The sequence below is a fragment of the Leadbetterella byssophila DSM 17132 genome (assembly GCF_000166395.1).
Lineage (GTDB): Bacteria > Bacteroidota > Bacteroidia > Cytophagales > Spirosomataceae > Leadbetterella > Leadbetterella byssophila.
This window is the reverse complement of record NC_014655.1, coordinates 3,652,768-3,669,109: the sequence shown is the minus strand read 5'-3', so window position 1 is coordinate 3,669,109 and position 16,342 is coordinate 3,652,768. Positions and strand designations below refer to the sequence as shown.

Genomic DNA, 16,342 nt, shown 5'->3' with positions numbered 1-16,342 from the left:
CACAATTCACATGAGACCACTAAACGTAATCCTATTAAGCATTTTGTTCTTTTCGTCCTGCGATAACGAAAGTGTAAATGCAAAATCAAGCGCTGAAGAATTGCTGACTGCAGGTACCTGGTACTTCTGGTCTATCAATGGAGGGGAAGCATACGACTGTGTAAAACAAACCAATCTCATCTTTAACCCTGACGGCGTCTTAGATCTCAACACCTACGTCCGCATGCCTGATTATACCTGCGGAGGACCTTATCCCACCCAAGCCCAGTGGACACTCAAAAATGACGGAAAAATTGTATCATGGAACGGAGAAGATTTCACTATAGAAAAACTCACCGAAAAAGAGTTTATCAAGTCTTTAGTTAGTGAAGGCACAAAGTATACTTGGGTTTATAAAAGGTAAGCCTTATCTGTCGACACGAAGAAAGGCCACTAGCTTTTCTCCACTAAAAAAGGACTATGAGGTACATTGTAATCCTACCTTTTAGTCCTTATTTTTTCAGCCATTATATATAACCTTTAACAAACCATGGATCTTACGAGCCATTCACTCCCTGATGATCCACCTGTTCACCACATTCTTCTCTCCTTCCAACACTATCTTCAGGAATTTAGAATCTTGATATTTCTCAGAAAGGAGGATCTCCGCTTTTCCTTTACTTAACTCAAACTCCCCTAAATATTCATAAGGATCTGATTGACCCGTCTTCTCAAAATTATTCTCTGAAGTTATATAAATCTTAACTTTACCCTCCTTTTCTAAGGGCGTCCATTCCAATCTCAATTTATCCCTTACCTTGATAGCTCGAGGTTCCGCAAGTGATACTTGACCAATCATAGGTATCCCGTCTAATTCATAGGTGTAGGATTTAGGAATATCTAAGTCCAAATGCCTGGCAACAGTAGGCAATACATCCACTATCCCCGGAGTATAAACATCAAAGTAAGCGTTTAATTGTTTAGAATTTGTGGCTACCCAACTCATCCTCTCCCTAAAACTCTGACCTCCATGATTCAATCCCCTCACGAAATCCCTACCGTGATCAGTCACAATAATCATTAACCAATCCTCCCCCATATATTGCTCCCTGAACCGAATGGCTTGAAACAAATCCCCCATTTGCCGATCCATCTTTTGAATAGCTTCTTTCATCTTTTCACTATCCCCCTGCTTGTGTCCTATATCATCCGTGTACTGTAAATAAACCCAAGACAAATCAGGCGCCTCCGCCTTCAAGATATGAACCGCATTCTTCACCACTTCTTCATCAATCTTATTGATATAATCCGACTGATCATCGTGAGGGAATGTTTGCTTATCTAATTCAAAACCATCTACCTTATAATCAAGCTTTAAATAATTAGTTTCAGGAAGATTTTCTCCCAAAAGCTTTGTTCTATTGTCCGTCCATGTGGAAAATATCCCCAATTTCTTTTCGGGACGTAGTTTCCTTATCAAATAGAATATGGTAGGATAATGGTAGTTAGGTGCTGTAATGCTATTGTTCCAAACATTATGCTTATTAACCCAGGTGCCGGTGAGCATACTATTATAGGAAACGGCAGAAATAGTAGGAGTCTGACTGTAAGTCCCCCGCTCTCCTCCCACATATGCCCTGCTATATCCTCCTATAGCAGAGATCTGATCTATGTTCGGAGTAGCCGTACTCTCAAGAAGATCCGCCGGAATCCCATCCACAATGACCATCAAGGCCTTCTTCTTTTGGGCTTTAACTGAAAATGTAACTAGAAATAGGAGTAGAAGTAATTGTAATTTCATCAAGTACAGGATTTGAGCACAATATACGGGGATACCCTATAATTCAATGCTCAGCTGCCTGAAAAATTAGCACCATCTCTGTGCCACCAACAGGCCTGCGCCTGGCTCTAATATCTCCTCCTATACCGCGCATCAAGTCGGCGCAAATGTACAATCCTACTCCGGTTCCTTTCTCTCCAAAAGTACCCCGTTCACTTTGTTGTATAGTGGTGAACAAGGTAGACAAAACGGACTCACTCATACCTTCACCTTCGTCAGCTATAACTAAGTGCAGTAAATCTGATTCCTGATAAGAGTAAAGATGGATACTTCCTCCCTCTGGAGAGAATTTTATGGCGTTGTTGATCAAATTTCTAAGTACAATCAGCATTTCAGCTTCCTGCCCCATGGCCCAAACATCTTTGACCTTATTATTCACCTTCAATTGCTTTTCACCTAATGACTCAGCTGTAAATTCAAGCGTGTACCTCACTAATTTACCTAAATCTATAGGGACAGTTGCAGACCCTTGCATCTTTAATTGTGAAGCAGACCAGGTCAGAATGTTCTCTAAAGTCTGGTGAACCCTCTTTGACTTTACATATATACTATCTAAATAATCAATAGCCGACTCATATTTATTTATCCTCTTTTTCACTTCCAGAATACTGATCAGCTCTGCCACCGGACTCCGAAGTTCATGTCCTATCAGTGATAATAACTTGTCCTTTTGCAGATTAGCTTCACTCAAAACCTGGGCCTGTGAAGCTAGCTCCCAGCGCTTTCTTTGTATCTCCTTCTTCCTTTCGTCTAGTTTCTTATAGAATCTATATATTGTGGCCGTAAAAATGACCATTAGCCCTAATAACACCAATAGAAGAATTCGAATCCGCTTATCCCTCTGAAGTAGTTCCTTTTGTTCTAAATTCAAGCTTTTTACTTGATCAAAATCTTCCTCCATCTCATCGTAATCCTGGAGTAGAGAAACCAGCAAAAAGCTTTTATTGTTAATAGCTGAATTTACACTGTCTTTATATTTCCCTAGTTCTAACAGTACACCCCTCAACTCTGCATATTGTCCCCTAGCCTGCTTGATAAATACATCATTTTCAAGAGCCATCAAACGATGGTCCATCAAAATCATATTAGGAGCCTTACTTAAGGCAATCTTATTCCACTTATCAGCCAGATCAATTTTCTCTAATTGAATATATCCTCGAGATAATAGAGTCATGCACTTGTAAATGGGGTAGTCATTCTCACCATGCTTGACACTCAAAACCTGCTCTAACAAATCCACCCCCTTTTTATAGAAACCTTGTCGGATATATGCATCAGCTACATTGAGATACATTTCAGGAATTTCTATGGCACTATTTCTACTTTGGGGTGGAAACTCTAGAAGCATTTTCTCTAATACCTCATCAGCTTCCTCCACCTTTCCTTTTAGGAGACAATCTCTAATCTTAAAATCATAAATCAAACGCTTACTACTCTCTCCATACTCGTATAACCTTGAGGCTTTTTCATAGAAATATTGGAAAAGCTGGTAGTTATCCATGGACAAGGTTAGATACGCCATCAAGAGGTAATTGGCATGCGAATAATAGTCGTCCGGAAACTGCCTCAAATGCTTAAAATTCTGCTGTATCTGAGAGATGGCTTCTCCCACTTTTTGTTGGTCTAAATAAACTATACCTAAGGTGTAACCACTTCTAGAAATATCTGTAGAATTATCTAATTTTTGCGCAATCTCCAAACCCTTTCGAATCATGATTTGTGCCTTATCATAATCCTTACTAAACTTGAACATATACCCCAGTGTGTTATAGAAATAGGGCAAATGTTCTTCAAATTTTGACTTATAGCTTTGATCAATACCTAATCGAGCATAAAAGGTGATAGTGGAAGTATCAAGAACCTCTTTTTGCATTAAATGCTCTAGAAGCTCTCTATAAAGTTTAATTCTTTGCACATCATCTGTAGTGGAGGATATGGCATGATATAGAGAATCAGCCCGGTTCGCATACGAGCATAAACAGAATAATAATAATCCACAACTAATTAGAAATCTCATTCTAAAGATAAAATATAATGATCATAGGATGTGGATTCCATTCAAATCTACAGACCAGCAGGCATATCACAAAACAATTAGAAAGAAAAGCCCCGGCATTTACCGGGGCTGAAACTTATTTTAATCGAACGTCTAGGTAAACCGAGTGCCTTCCGTAACTTTCATAGAAAGGTTTGAACTGCACGCCGTCTATGGTAAATTCTAAGGTTTCCGGATTTCCTTTGATGTTTTTCGAAAGGTCTTTGGCATCAAAGGTAACCTGCCTCCATTCCTTTCTGGCCTCTGTCTCCTGAGCTGCTAGCAGTACCGGACCGTAGAATAAGCTTGCGATGTTCGGTTGGTCCATGACATAATCCAAATGGAACTCAAAAGGCATGGTGATCTCCAGCACATCTCCGTTCTTCCAAGTTCTGCTAATCTTAGCATAGGATCCTGGAGTAGCTTTGATCTTTTGCTTCTTACCATTGATCTTAACCACAAAGCCCTTTTTCGCCCAACCAGGCACCCTCACTTGTAAATCAAACTTGCCGTTGCCTTCTATTCTCAACTTGGTCTGATCTTCTTTAGGAAAACTTGTAGTTTGCACCACCTTTATTCCTTTTTCTTCCCAATTCAAAGTAGAAGGTATAAACAAATTAACGTAAAGCGTAGAGTTATCTAAGCTTTTAAAATATATCGAGTTTTGCAACTTGGTATTACTTTCAATAGCAGTACCATTACAACATGTAAATCCAGTCATATTCGGATTTCCAAACTGCTTGATGGAGCCCGGTCTTAAAGGCACGTGGTAGGTATTTGCCGGACTGTCTTTCGCTACTGAAGCTAAAATATGGTTATACAAACCGCGCTCGTAATAATCCATGTATTCTGCCTTCTGATCAAACATAAACAGACTGGAAGTCAATTTTAGCATGTTATAGGTAGCACAGGTCTCGTTTTGCCCTCCCTGAGAGAAGCCATTTTCGTAGATAGTTGCCGGTTGAGCAATGAAACACTCCGCATTAGCCGGATTTCTGGCACCTGCTACACCACCTATACTGTACATGTAATCACTAACGGTTCTATGCCAGAAGTTTTCAGCAATGAAATAGTAGTCGGGATTTTGAGACACAGCATACATCTCTATACTACCTACAATTTGCGGAATATGTTGGTTAGCATGTAAGCCTCTAAAGGTATCTACATTCCTCGCTAAACCATGAGAATGACTTGCATCTCCATAGAACATCTTGATGTTGTCAAACAATTGAGCGGTTTTAAGGAACTTCTCATTCTTGGTCAAGAAGAACAAACGCGCCATGGACTCGTTCATTCCACCATATTCACCTGCAATGTAGGTGTTCCACATCTTGATTAAAGTATCTTGAGGCAAAGCCGCTAATCTGGCATGCACCCATTCGCTCATACCTACTGCCACGTCTAAAGCCTTCTTGTTGCCACTCACTTCATACACATCCATTAGACCGGCAAGGATCTTGTGCAATGTATAGTACGGAGCCCAAACTTGATTCTTCTGACCACCGTATTTCGCACCCTGCTCTAACATGATAAACTGATCCGGTGGATAGGCACTGATATACCCTTTGCCCCAATTCCAATAATCCGTACGGATACCTTCGTCAGTTAGATCTGAATCATATTCCGTCTTACCTGGACCCATAGGAACTTTAGTTGGATCTGCCACGGCCTCTCCTCCCTGTACCTTTGGAGTACCTGAAAGTCTGGATAACTCGTATAAGGTATTTACCAGCTGATCCATCTTGCCTGCAAAGTTCGCTTGTAAGTTTTTATCATAACCTGTACTTGCATATGCCTGCGCAATGGCCGTCAAGTAGTGACCGGTAGCATGTCCGCGCAACTTCGTATTTTGGCTATCCCAAACGCCTAATGGCTTTGCCCCTTCAGGTTGTTTCTGACCAAAAGCGTGACGGAACATGTATAAGAAGGAGTTCGGATCTGTTTTAGCTAATCCTTGGATAAATTTATCTCTATTCTCAATAAATTTTGTATCGTGCTGATGACGGTCGGCTTCTAAGGTTACGGCACTCAAAGGGAATGCAGCCAATTTTGCTTTTGGAGTAACCTTCTTATCTGCTTTTACTATTACCGTTGCTTTAGGTACAAAATCAGAACCTGCAATCTTCCCGCTAATGGTGTATTTCCCTGGCTCTAGTACAGAGGAGTTATCCGTTGGCGCAGGCCAAATCACCCTAACTTTATCTAGTTTCAAGCCATTTGAATATTGGGCAGGTACATGCGAAGGAAGCCTTGGCAAGTTACCTACCTCCGTTTCCACCGTAATATCTGAAACCTTCACCAAGTATTTATGGTAAAGTTGAGACTCCTCTTTCCCAAATTGCGGGAGGTTTTCTTCCGGCTTTCCTACATTTACAGCTCCTTCCTGAGACTTATTAGCCCCAAAGTAAATACCTGCTACTTGACGACGAGTCAATGGAACCCTGTAAATTCTGAAGTCATGCACTAAAGCATTCAAGGTAGGATCTCCTCCAGTCAATGATTTACCAATATATAAGGTATTGGTTTGACCTAATACCGCATCAAGCTCCTGAGGGATACCTGAAACTTCAGCTAGGGCTTTATTATCAAGATAAGTAGTTAACGTTTTTGAAGTAATATCAACCACCACCACTACATGAACCCACTTGTTCAATTCAATAGCAGTAGAACTGGCAGGTTTTGAGGATCCTGCAGTAAACAAAGCATGGAAACCATCTTGACCCTTCAGTCCGGTAGGAGCTGCAGAAAATTGTTTATTGGCATCCTTACCAAAAGCAAAAAGTCGCTGTCCTTCTTCTTTGGATTTTATGTTCACCCAGGCAGAAATACTGATGGATTCTAAGTCGGATAAAGTTTCAGAAGGAAGAGTTACATACGAGCCTCCAGATAAGGCTATCACTTTCTTAAATCTCGCATCATCTATGAAACGGGCTTGTCCCCCTTCTACCTTTGCATGGTGATTATTTCGGGACCAATCCCTGGTATCTCCATTAAAAATATAACGCGCTATCATAGCCGTCTCACCTATGCCATCTAAAATCTGATCTTGTGCTTGCAATGGCTTACTACAAACCATTAAGAAAGCACAAATACCCAATACAATCTTATACATATTCATATTTCATTACTAGGTACAAAACTAGGAAGAATAGAACTCAAGAAATGAGTCTTTTTTAGCTAATGATTCAACGATATTAACAGAGGCAAAGTCCTCAATCAAACAAACTTAGGAGGCCTGAATCTGTACCTGAAAAGGGTAAAATAGCTTCAGGGACATTAGTATCCAGACGAGTATTCATAATCCCGTCAATGGTTCTATAGGCGGTTAGTTCTTCATCCGGAGGGTAGGAATCCATGATCCTAGACATATCCTTCATGCCTAATTTCGGATCCAACCATCGTTCTTTAATAGCCTCATTACTCAATATTAGTGGCATCCTTTTACCATCATTATGAATCTCAGAAAGCAAGGGACTGGCATCCGTTGTGATGATTGAAACTGTACCACCGCAAAAGATTCCACCTAAAGTCAAGATGGGATCTTCTTTATGCTTGATGAACCAACTTTCCGTTTTTTGTTTCTTAGAGGCTATACCCATTCTGGTATGTGGCTCAAAGAAACCTGAAACTACCACCAAGCACCTATTGGACCAATAATTCCTGTAGGATACCTTCTCAAACAATTCGTCATTCCTTGCATTTAAGGTATTTGCTTTATAGGTATCCTCCACCCAATGTGGAATCAATCCCCATCTATACATATCCAGGCCTTGAGGAAGAATCACAGGAAGATGAGGATGGTCAAAACCATTCAGATGGAAGCCCGGTTTGTACAACTTGTCCCCTTTCTTTGGATCAATAGGAGCTACCCCGGTTACATCTACCAGATTATGAAAATTCCCCGGAAGTAAGGTCACGTGATAACACATACTAAACGAATAATCTCAAAACTCATAAAAAAAGAGCAATGTATCAAAATTTAGAGCTACAATACCGCCTTTCCAAAACTTAATAAATTGAAAACTATTGCATTGAACATTTTTTTTGCGTATATTTATAATATGGACCAATGTTTCGGCCTAGAGATTTGACCCCAAAATTCCTTACCTTTAGTGCATGTTTAGAATTGTACTGCTCTTAGGCTTGTCTTTTCCTCTCTTTGCGCAAGAATCCGCTCAGGGTCTTCATATAGATTGTCCAGCTGGCGATGGAGGAGCATTCTATATAAATCAATCTCTTGGCTTTAGAATTTCAGCTAAACCTACCTCTAAATTCATCCCAACCTACCATTCGGTCCCTGAAGGAGTACAGCAAAATGTGGAAGAAGCCTTAGCCATTTGGGAACAAATCCTGATCAGCAAGATTCCCATACATATCCATGTGTATTGGGAAAGTATGCATCCTCGCACTTTGGCTAGTGCAGGTGCAGATAAAGTATATAAGAATTTCAAGAATGCACCTTTCAAAGAAACCTGGTACCCGTCCGCCTTAGCAGAAGCCATACAAGGGGAAAACCTGACAGGAAATGGAGCGGATATTATACTTCGTATTAATTCAGAGGCGAACTGGGCACCACCTACCGGTACAGGAAGCATATTTCAATATGACATGGTTTCAGTTGTTCTACATGAAGTGGCTCACGGAATTGGTTTCATGAGTTCATTCTCAGAAGATGAAGCTACATATGTTAGATGGGGAATCCAAAATATTCCCTTTATCTACGATAAATTCATGCGAGATGAACAGGGTAACGAAATAGCAAACCCCAGATTCTATACTAATGACTCCCAAAACCTCCTACATGCCATTACCGAAGGTGATGTAAGATTCGCCATAGAAAAAGGACAATATGCCTCAAATGGAATCATGCTTCATACCGAAGTTCCCTTCTCTTCAGGCGCAAGTCTTTCACATTTCTCTCAAGCCCAAAGGTTAGATTCAGATGATCAATTGATGTATCCTTCCATCCGACCCGCAGTACGCGTACGATTCCCTGGACAAGCCACCTTGGCAGTCCTTTACCAGATAGGATGGGCCCTGAATTTTTATGAGTTTGATAGAACCTATTCTGCAGAATCACCCCTGTTTTCTCTATATCCTAATCCTGCATCTAATCTAATAAGAATAGAGACCTCTGAAGAAGCCCTTCCCTATCAGATCATTAATCAGCAAGGAAAAATCCTTACAAATGGGCAGATACAAAAAGGGGAATCCGAGATTCCTCTCGAATTCCTCTCTTCAGGAAAATATTATCTAAAAATAGGGAATACTACCCTACCTTTTATCAAAATTTAAGGAATATAAGATGAGATATCAGCTCCGAATTTATGCAGTTCTCGAACAATCGTTGAACTTATAGGCGCAAACTCTGGAGAAGTGATCAAAAAGACCGTTTCTAGGTCTGCTACTAACTGACGGTTAACCTGAGAAATGGTGTTTTCATATTCAAAATCAGTGGTATTTCTAAGACCTCTGATAATGAATCTTGCACCATATTGCTGTGCTACGGCAGCGGTCAAGTCATCATAATGAACCACTTTTACACGTTCATCATCCTGAAATGCGCGTTTTATAGCGGATTCAATTTCCGGAATTTCGAAGTATCTCTTCTTTGCAGAATTTGTACCAATACCAATAATGATCTCATCAAAGAGCTTAAGTCCTCTTCGAACGATATCCTCATGTCCTTTTGTAAAAGGATCAAAGGATCCCGGAAAAAATGCTACCCTTTTCATTTAACGTCTGTTGCTAATACCATTCTCACTTTTAGTCGGGCACCTATGGCCATGACATCCACCAAATCCTGAATGGTTAAAGATTCTGCGGCGCGCAGCACTACAGTTGGCTCCTCCATCCCACTGGTTGCCTCAAGAACGGCATTCTCCAGATCAGGGAAATTAATCTGCTTTCTGTCTATAAAAAATCTCTTATCCTCTGTGATGGACAAGGTGATAGGCTGTTTACTTACCTCATTTGTAGATTCAGAGGTTTTGGGCAGCATCAATCGAATGACATTTGGACTTCCTAAAGTAGACACGATCAAAAAGAACAGGAGCAGGAAGAACATGATATCATTCAAAGAGGCCGTTTGAACCTCCGCATGAAATCTTCTTTGTCTCTTCAGTTTCATTAGCGTGTAGGTTCATTTAGTGTATCAAAGAAATCCATCACGGTACTTTGTAGATGAATAGAGAACTTATCTATCATCATGTTGATTCCATGGTACAGGGCATAAGCTATAAGACCCACGATCAAACCTGTGAATGATGCGATCATCTTCTCATATAGACCGTTTGAAATCGTCTCAATGGTAAAGTTACCTGTAGTGGAGATCTCATAGAAGATACGGATGATACCGCTAATGGTACCCACGAAACCAAGAGTTGGAGCCACCCCGGCAATCAATCCCAGGTAACCCATATTCTTCTCCATCTTAGAAACTTCTAGATTGGATTGAATTTCCATGGCACTCTCAATATCCTTTACCGGCTTACCGATACGGTTAATCCCCTTTTCAAGTATACGTGAAATGGGTTTGTTTGTTCCTTTGGCCAAAGCAGATGCCGCTCTGATATCTCCTCTTACTAGATTATCTTTTAGAGAACGGATAAATCCGGAATCCATTTGCGAAGCACTCTTGATAAAGAAGTATCTTTCAAATCCCAGATAAATGGTGATGAGTAATAAGACCAAAATTGGATATACTACGAATCCACCTTTGAGTAATAATGAGAAGTAATTGATTTCAACCGGAGCTGCTACAGCAGTGCTGTCAGTGACTTGAAGTAGGAGGTTCAGGAGCATACGTCAGTTTTTTACTTGGGTTAATAACTTAGTTAAAGCACGAAATATTTTACAAAGGAAAGTATTTTTAAGCGTTAAATAAAAGTTTCAAGCCCGATTTCTCATATTGACATTTATATTGCAATAAAAAACCTTAAAATGAAATACCTATTCCTATTTACACTAGCCCTGCTATCCTTCAAATCACCAGATCCTATAAAGATCGTTTTCTTTGGAGATTCCATAACGCAAATGGGAGTACAGCCTAAAGGTTATGTACATCAAATCCAGGAGTATATAGCCAAAAACCATCCCGGAAAATACGAAGCCATAGGTGCGGGAATCGGAGGAAATAAAGTCTATGACCTTTACCTAAGAATGGATGAAATGCTGGCCTTAAAGCCTAATGTAGTGGTGATCTACATAGGGGTGAATGATGTATGGCATAAGACCTCTCACGGCACAGGAACTGACCCTGATAAATTCGTGAAATTCTATACCAAAATCATCAAGGACCTGAAAGCCAAAAACATTAAAGTAGTTCTTGCAACTCCTGCGGTGATAGGTGAAAGACATGATGCTTCAAACCCACAAGACGGAGACTTGAACCATTATTCCAAACTGATCAGAGACCTGGCTAAGTCTGAACAATTAGAATGCATAGACCTTAGAAAAGCATTCTTAGAATACAGCTTAAAAAACAATCCCGAGAACGCGGAGAAGGGCATACTTACTACTGACCGTGTTCACCTAAACGAGAAAGGGAACACCTTTGTGGCGGATCTCATGATTAAAACACTTTTTAAATGAAAAAATTGGTTTTACTGGGGTTTGCATTTGCAGTTACCCTTACTGCCCGGGCACAGAAGTATGTAGCCTTTACCATGGATGATTTACCCTTTGTTGGCAATTACGATAGTGCCTCCATTTATTCAGAAGGTATCTTGCAGGCCTTTGATAAGTTTGGAATCAAAGCGGTAGGATTTGTCAATGATAAGTTTGTTTTAGACCAAAAGGACAAAGGCACGAAAGTATTGCAAGCCTGGCTGGAAAAAGGCCATGAACTGGGAAATCATACCTTCTCGCACATGTCCTTAACAGAATCTCCCCTGGAGGACTATATCGAGGACATTAAAGCAGGCCAACAATATTCCGCTGAATTACAGAAAAAGTACAATGGGCAGGAAATGAGATATTTCAGACATCCCTATCTACAAACCGGGAATGATAGCCTAAAAAGGTATGGATTAGAAGCGGCATTACAAGGCATGAGTTTACAAGCTGTACCCGTAACACTTGACGGTAGCGACTGGTATTTTAACCATGCCTACGTAAAAAGCAATAGAAAAGAAGAAATAGCTAAGGCCTATATCAATTATACCTTAGACAATGTAGCCTATCTGGAAAAGCTTACTGCCGAAATCCATGAAGGCAGTGCCGCGCATATTTTCCTAGTTCATGCTAACCCTTTAAATGCCAAGTACCTTTCCACAATCTTGCAAGCATTAAAGGATAGAGGTTACCAATTTATTTCAGTAGATAAAGCGCTAAGTCATCCCATCTACCAAAAACCGGATACGGTAATCGTACCCGGAGGATTTTCATGGCTCCACCGCTGGAGAATAAGTACCAAACAAAAAACCAGCTTGAAAGAACCTGAAATCCCCCGTTTTGTTAAGGAAGCCTACGAAAAGTAGGCTTTTTCTTAGACAAAATTTGGATTGAAAATCCCCTGTATTTTAAATTTGTAAAAAAGCTAAAACCTTAAGAATTCTATTGCTATTGTTTTATTAATGAATTAACTTTTATTAATCTTATGTTAGCAGGACAACAAAAAAAGGCCTTCTTTTGGGTCGTATTACTTTCCCTAATTTTACAAGTTCAAACTTCATTCGCGGATACACCTTTTTCCGCCCGACTCATCAACCTAGAGTCTGATTTAAAAAATCCCTTCCGTTTTTACCTCAACATCAAACCTGCGGATGGTAAGGACATAGTTTACGAATTACAAGCAGAATTACCTGCCGGTTGGAGCAGCATCTTCCGCACAGAAGGTAGCCAGGTAACTGCGGTAGAAGTAACTAAGGACAAAGCACGAGATCTGGAGTTAGAAATCCATGCGTCCCCTATCGCAAAACCAGGTAAGTATACTATTCCAGTGAAAGCCATCAGCGGAGACAAAACCCTCGACTTGACCTTAGAAGCTGTGGTAAAAGGGCATTATGATCTGCAAATCAGCACTCCTGACGGCAGACTAAGCGAAAATATCACTGAAGGTAGAACAAAACAGATCGTAGTTACCGTGAGCAATACCGGTACACTTCCTCAGGAAAACATTGAGCTGAGTTCAACCACTCCTAGTCGCTGGCAGGCCACCTTTGAACCCGCTAAAATAGAAAAGCTAGAACCGGGAAAAACAGTGGAAGTAAAACTCCAACTGTCTGCTGCTGAAAAGGCCATTGCCGGTGACTATCAAACCACCATTTCTGCCAGAACCAATTATTCCACGGCAAGTGCTAACTTCAGAATTACTGTGAAGACTTCCATCTTATCTGGATGGTTAGGCATTTTAGTTATTTTGGGAGCATTTGGCATTGTTTACAGACTAATCAAAAAGTACGGAAGAAGATAAACTCATGGTACGAATTGAGCTGAACGGATTGAGCAAACACTACGGTTCAGTAAAAGCAGTAGATGAGCTTAGTCTAAAAATCCATCAAGGCGAAGTCTTTGGCCTTTTAGGACCTAATGGTGCGGGTAAAACCACTACCATTCTGATGATGCTAGGACTTGTGGAACCTACCTCAGGTAAGGTGAGGGTATGTGACCTTAACCCTACGCATGAACCCATAGAGGTGAAGAAGAAAGTGGCCTATATGCCTGACTCCTTAGGATTCTATGACGATATGACCGCATTAGAAAACCTAAGGTACATTGCTAACCTAAACGGGCAGTCCACCTCAAAGATGGAAGAAGCCTTAGCATGGGTAGGCCTACAAGAGGACAAAGACAAGAAAACCTCTACCTTCTCTAGAGGTATGAAACAGCGACTGGGACTTGCTGACGTATTGGTACGTGATCCGGAGGTGATCATCATGGATGAACCTACCTTAGGAATAGACCCCGAAGGTGTTAGAGATTTCTTACAAATGATCAGAAAGCTGAGTAAAGAACATGGAAAGACCATTCTTCTCTCTTCTCATCATTTACACCAAGTACAGCAAGTGTGTGACCGCGTGGGTATCTTCGTCAAAGGGAAACTTTTGGCTTCAGGGGATTTGAGAGAATTGAGAAAGCAATTATTTGGATCAGACGCTATACAAGTAAAAATTCAATCCCTACAGCCGGCAGCACCTGAGCTGATTGAAGCTTTAAAATCTATCCCGGCGGTATCAAGTGTACAAGCCCGTGAAAACGTACTCCTGATTGAATGTGCAGAAAATATCTGTCATGAACTGGTCAAAGTTTGTGTCCAAGGAAATCTGTCAATCACGGGAGTTTCACAGGAGGAACAAGGATTGGATGAAATTTACCACCAATATTTTGAGAAGAGAAAATGATAGCGCAAACTACCTCTCCCCTACAGGTAATGGTCAACAAAGAAATGACTGACCATATCAAAAGTAGGAGATTCTTAATACTTTTAGGGTTATTGATCCTCATTTTTGCCGGCACCTTATACCTGGCCCTAACTAGAATAAAAGATGTTCCGGTAGAAAATGATGCGAACTTTGTCATCCTAAAACTGTTCTCCTTATCAGATGGTACCCTCCCTACCTTCCATGTATTCCTTAATTTCCTAGGACCACTATTGGGCATTGCCATGGGTTTTGATGCCATTAACGGAGAGTGGAATAAAAGAACACTCATTCGGATCATGGCTCAACCTGTGTATAGGGACCATTTGCTCCTGGCAAAGTTCTTTGGTGCTATTCAGGTTCTGGCGGTGCTTTTCTTTAGCATCAGTTTAATAATGATGGGCGCTGGAATTTTCTATACTGGTGTCCTCCCAGAACCTGCAGAAGTATTAAGAATACTTGCCTTTACCTTACTGAATTTGGTTTATATCAGCTTCTGGTTAGGACTGGCCATATGCAGCTCAGTATACTTCAAAAATGTAGCTACCTCCGCTTTGGTGTGCATAGGAATTTGGTTGTTTCTAACCATCATCTATAAAATGCTGGTTAATGCAGTAGCTGCAGCACTAGTACCAAAAGGCTACCTTATGCCGGAAGAGATCGTTTCCTACCAACAAGTCATTATTAATTTCTTACGTCTAGACCCTGGCCATTTGTATAATGATGCGGCAACAACTCTACTGCTACCTAGTGTAAGGAGCGTAAGTGCCATATCAATGGAACAGATGTCGGGTGCCATTCCAGCGCCATTATCTTTCATGAATAGTCTGTTAGCCGTATGGCCTCAGGTCACAGGATTACTGGCTGGAACCACCCTTTGGTTTGCTTTAGCCTACTACCTTTTCATGCGCAAAGAGATCAAAGCATAGAATAAAATACCTGTGCTCTTCGTTATATAAACTCACATAACTATATAATACATGAGCACACTAAATGATAAGTTGAAAGGAAATTGGAATCTCATCAAAGGAAATCTAAAGCAAAAGTGGGCAGACCTCACTGATGACGAACTTCTCTACGAAGAAGGAAAGGAAGATGAGCTCCTGGGACGGATTCAGAAGAAAACCGGAGAGACAAAAGAGAACATCAACAAGTTTATTGAAGAATTAAAATTCAAATAATAAAAAGCCCGATTTTCGGGCTTTTTCTATTTTTCGGGCAATATTTTACCCTTTTCAGTTATTATTTATTGGTTTTTAACAAATATTTATTACTTGTGGGAAAGCAACCAACAAGTAATAGGAAACCTGCCTCATTCCTCCGTCTTCTTAACCTCCATCCTCTTCATAGGGTTATGCATTCAAGCAAGAAATGTGATTTTCAATACCGTTTACACCAGTTTCTTCTTGCCCTATGATTCGCCTCCGATGTGGGAACTCTTAGATCTGAAACTATACAGCAGACCTCACTATTCTTCCTTTACGGCCTTTATGGCTCTGTCCACTTGTTTAATTTTATATCTTACTTCATGTCTTCTTACAAGGCAGACTGAATCAACCTTTTTCTGTATCTCTTGTAAAATCAATTTTGGCCGTGGCAAAGGTATCAAGGGGATTGGAGTAGTTTGCTGCTTTGGACACCAATATGGGGCATGGTTAGAGACTCAAAATGCAGTCATACCTAATTTAGCCCTGGTGTATCTGGATGGAGCGGGCGTATGGATTTAGTTGGGAATCATTGTGGCACAAATCCTCAGAAAGGGTATCGAAATTCAAGACGAGAACCATTTAAGTATGTCTATTATAGTAAATCTTGATGTGATGATGACGACAAGGAAGATGTCCCTAAATGAGCTTTCAGAAAATGTAGACATAACTTTATTTAATCTTTCCATCTTGAAAAGCAAAAGCCGTCCGCTTCAGCATTTTGGAAGCCATATGCAAGGCATTGGAATGTCAACCCGGGGATATATTGGAGTCTAGTCCAGAGACTGAATAAGCACATAATATCTATATGCTACTATCGCCTGCTCGAACTTCGATAGTTGGGCAGGATCTTTCTTACTTAATTTCGGCAGAACTAACTTATTGATCTTATTCAAGGCTTTAAAGAAGGACTTTTTCATGA

Annotated in this window: 17 protein-coding genes and 1 pseudogene; 10 read left to right on the top strand and 8 right to left on the bottom strand. The window is 40.5% G+C overall.

Annotation, left to right across the window (positions count from 1 at the left end):
• The first annotated feature begins 10 nt into the window (after positions 1 to 10).
• A complete protein-coding gene (locus LBYS_RS16335) occupies positions 11 to 403 on the top strand; it encodes a hypothetical protein (RefSeq protein ID WP_013409955.1) in 393 nt (130 codons plus the stop codon).
• A gap of 144 nt (positions 404 to 547) precedes the next feature.
• Here LBYS_RS16335 and LBYS_RS16330 read toward each other — a convergent pair whose 3' ends face one another.
• From LBYS_RS16330 to LBYS_RS16315, 4 genes are all read right to left on the bottom strand, one after another.
• Positions 548 to 1,780: an alkaline phosphatase family protein gene (locus LBYS_RS16330; protein WP_013409954.1), complete on the bottom strand. Its 1,233-nt coding sequence runs from the start codon at positions 1,778 to 1,780 to the stop codon at positions 548 to 550.
• Between the two features lie 43 nt (positions 1,781 to 1,823).
• Complete coding sequence (locus tag LBYS_RS16325; RefSeq protein WP_013409953.1) at positions 1,824 to 3,836, bottom strand: ATP-binding protein; 2,013 nt, start codon at positions 3,834 to 3,836, stop codon at positions 1,824 to 1,826.
• A 115-nt stretch (positions 3,837 to 3,951) separates the two neighbouring features.
• Positions 3,952 to 6,966, bottom strand: coding sequence for a beta-L-arabinofuranosidase domain-containing protein (locus tag LBYS_RS16320; protein WP_013409952.1), 3,015 nt, complete (start codon positions 6,964 to 6,966; stop codon positions 3,952 to 3,954).
• A gap of 100 nt (positions 6,967 to 7,066) precedes the next feature.
• A complete protein-coding gene (locus LBYS_RS16315) occupies positions 7,067 to 7,783 on the bottom strand; it encodes an SOS response-associated peptidase (protein WP_013409951.1) in 717 nt (238 codons plus the stop codon).
• 187 nt (positions 7,784 to 7,970) lie between these two features.
• On the opposite strand from LBYS_RS16315, the gene LBYS_RS16310 reads away from it, so the two are divergent.
• Positions 7,971 to 9,149, top strand: coding sequence for a T9SS type A sorting domain-containing protein (locus tag LBYS_RS16310; RefSeq protein WP_013409950.1), 1,179 nt, complete (start codon positions 7,971 to 7,973; stop codon positions 9,147 to 9,149).
• On the opposite strand, the gene coaD is transcribed toward LBYS_RS16310, so the two are convergent.
• Genes coaD through LBYS_RS16295 form a run of 3 tightly spaced genes read right to left on the bottom strand, consistent with a single transcriptional unit; the run spans position 9,146 to position 10,658 of the window.
• Positions 9,146 to 9,589, bottom strand: a complete 444-nt coding sequence (coaD, locus tag LBYS_RS16305; RefSeq protein WP_013409949.1) for a pantetheine-phosphate adenylyltransferase — start codon at positions 9,587 to 9,589, stop codon at positions 9,146 to 9,148. The two genes, LBYS_RS16310 and coaD, sit on opposite strands and share 4 nt — an antisense overlap.
• Positions 9,586 to 9,984 carry an ExbD/TolR family protein gene (locus LBYS_RS16300; protein ID WP_013409948.1) on the bottom strand — a complete coding sequence of 133 codons (399 nt, stop codon included), beginning with the start codon at positions 9,982 to 9,984 and terminating at the stop codon, positions 9,586 to 9,588. Before LBYS_RS16300 ends, coaD begins: the two co-directional genes overlap by 4 nt.
• Positions 9,984 to 10,658, bottom strand: a complete 675-nt coding sequence (locus tag LBYS_RS16295) for a MotA/TolQ/ExbB proton channel family protein (RefSeq protein WP_013409947.1) — start codon at positions 10,656 to 10,658, stop codon at positions 9,984 to 9,986. The genes LBYS_RS16300 and LBYS_RS16295 overlap by 1 nt, the downstream gene beginning before the upstream one ends.
• A 138-nt stretch (positions 10,659 to 10,796) precedes the next feature.
• Here LBYS_RS16295 and LBYS_RS16290 point away from each other — a divergent pair, with 138 nt between their 5' ends.
• From LBYS_RS16290 to LBYS_RS16255, 8 genes and pseudogenes are all read left to right on the top strand, one after another.
• Entirely contained in the window at positions 10,797 to 11,447 is a 651-nt protein-coding gene (locus LBYS_RS16290) for an SGNH/GDSL hydrolase family protein (protein ID WP_013409946.1), read from the top strand.
• Positions 11,444 to 12,334, top strand: a complete 891-nt coding sequence (locus tag LBYS_RS16285) for a polysaccharide deacetylase family protein (RefSeq protein WP_013409945.1) — start codon at positions 11,444 to 11,446, stop codon at positions 12,332 to 12,334. The genes LBYS_RS16290 and LBYS_RS16285 overlap by 4 nt, the downstream gene beginning before the upstream one ends.
• Positions 12,335 to 12,453: 119 nt before the next feature.
• A complete protein-coding gene (locus LBYS_RS16280; protein ID WP_013409944.1) occupies positions 12,454 to 13,269 on the top strand; it encodes a COG1470 family protein in 816 nt (271 codons plus the stop codon).
• A 4-nt stretch (positions 13,270 to 13,273) separates the two neighbouring features.
• Complete coding sequence (locus tag LBYS_RS16275) at positions 13,274 to 14,197, top strand: ABC transporter ATP-binding protein (protein ID WP_013409943.1); 924 nt, start codon at positions 13,274 to 13,276, stop codon at positions 14,195 to 14,197.
• The gene (locus LBYS_RS16270) at positions 14,194 to 15,144 is read left to right on the top strand and encodes an ABC transporter permease (RefSeq protein WP_013409942.1); all 951 of its coding nucleotides are present in this window, start codon (positions 14,194 to 14,196) and stop codon (positions 15,142 to 15,144) included. The genes LBYS_RS16275 and LBYS_RS16270 overlap by 4 nt, the downstream gene beginning before the upstream one ends.
• 51 nt (positions 15,145 to 15,195) lie before the next feature.
• Entirely contained in the window at positions 15,196 to 15,396 is a 201-nt protein-coding gene (locus LBYS_RS16265) for a CsbD family protein (protein ID WP_013409941.1), read from the top strand.
• Between the two features lie 93 nt (positions 15,397 to 15,489).
• Positions 15,490 to 15,942 (top strand): hypothetical protein, encoded by a 453-nt coding sequence (locus LBYS_RS16260; RefSeq protein WP_013409940.1) that lies wholly within the window; start codon positions 15,490 to 15,492, stop codon positions 15,940 to 15,942.
• A gap of 66 nt (positions 15,943 to 16,008) precedes the next feature.
• Positions 16,009 to 16,213 (top strand): annotated as a pseudogene (locus tag LBYS_RS16255) (helix-turn-helix domain-containing protein).
• On the opposite strand, the gene LBYS_RS19335 reads toward LBYS_RS16255, so the two are convergent.
• Entirely contained in the window at positions 16,194 to 16,340 is a 147-nt protein-coding gene (locus tag LBYS_RS19335) for a hypothetical protein (RefSeq protein WP_013409939.1), read from the bottom strand. The pseudogene LBYS_RS16255 and the gene LBYS_RS19335 overlap by 20 nt on opposite strands.
• Positions 16,341 to 16,342: the final 2 nt, after the last annotated feature.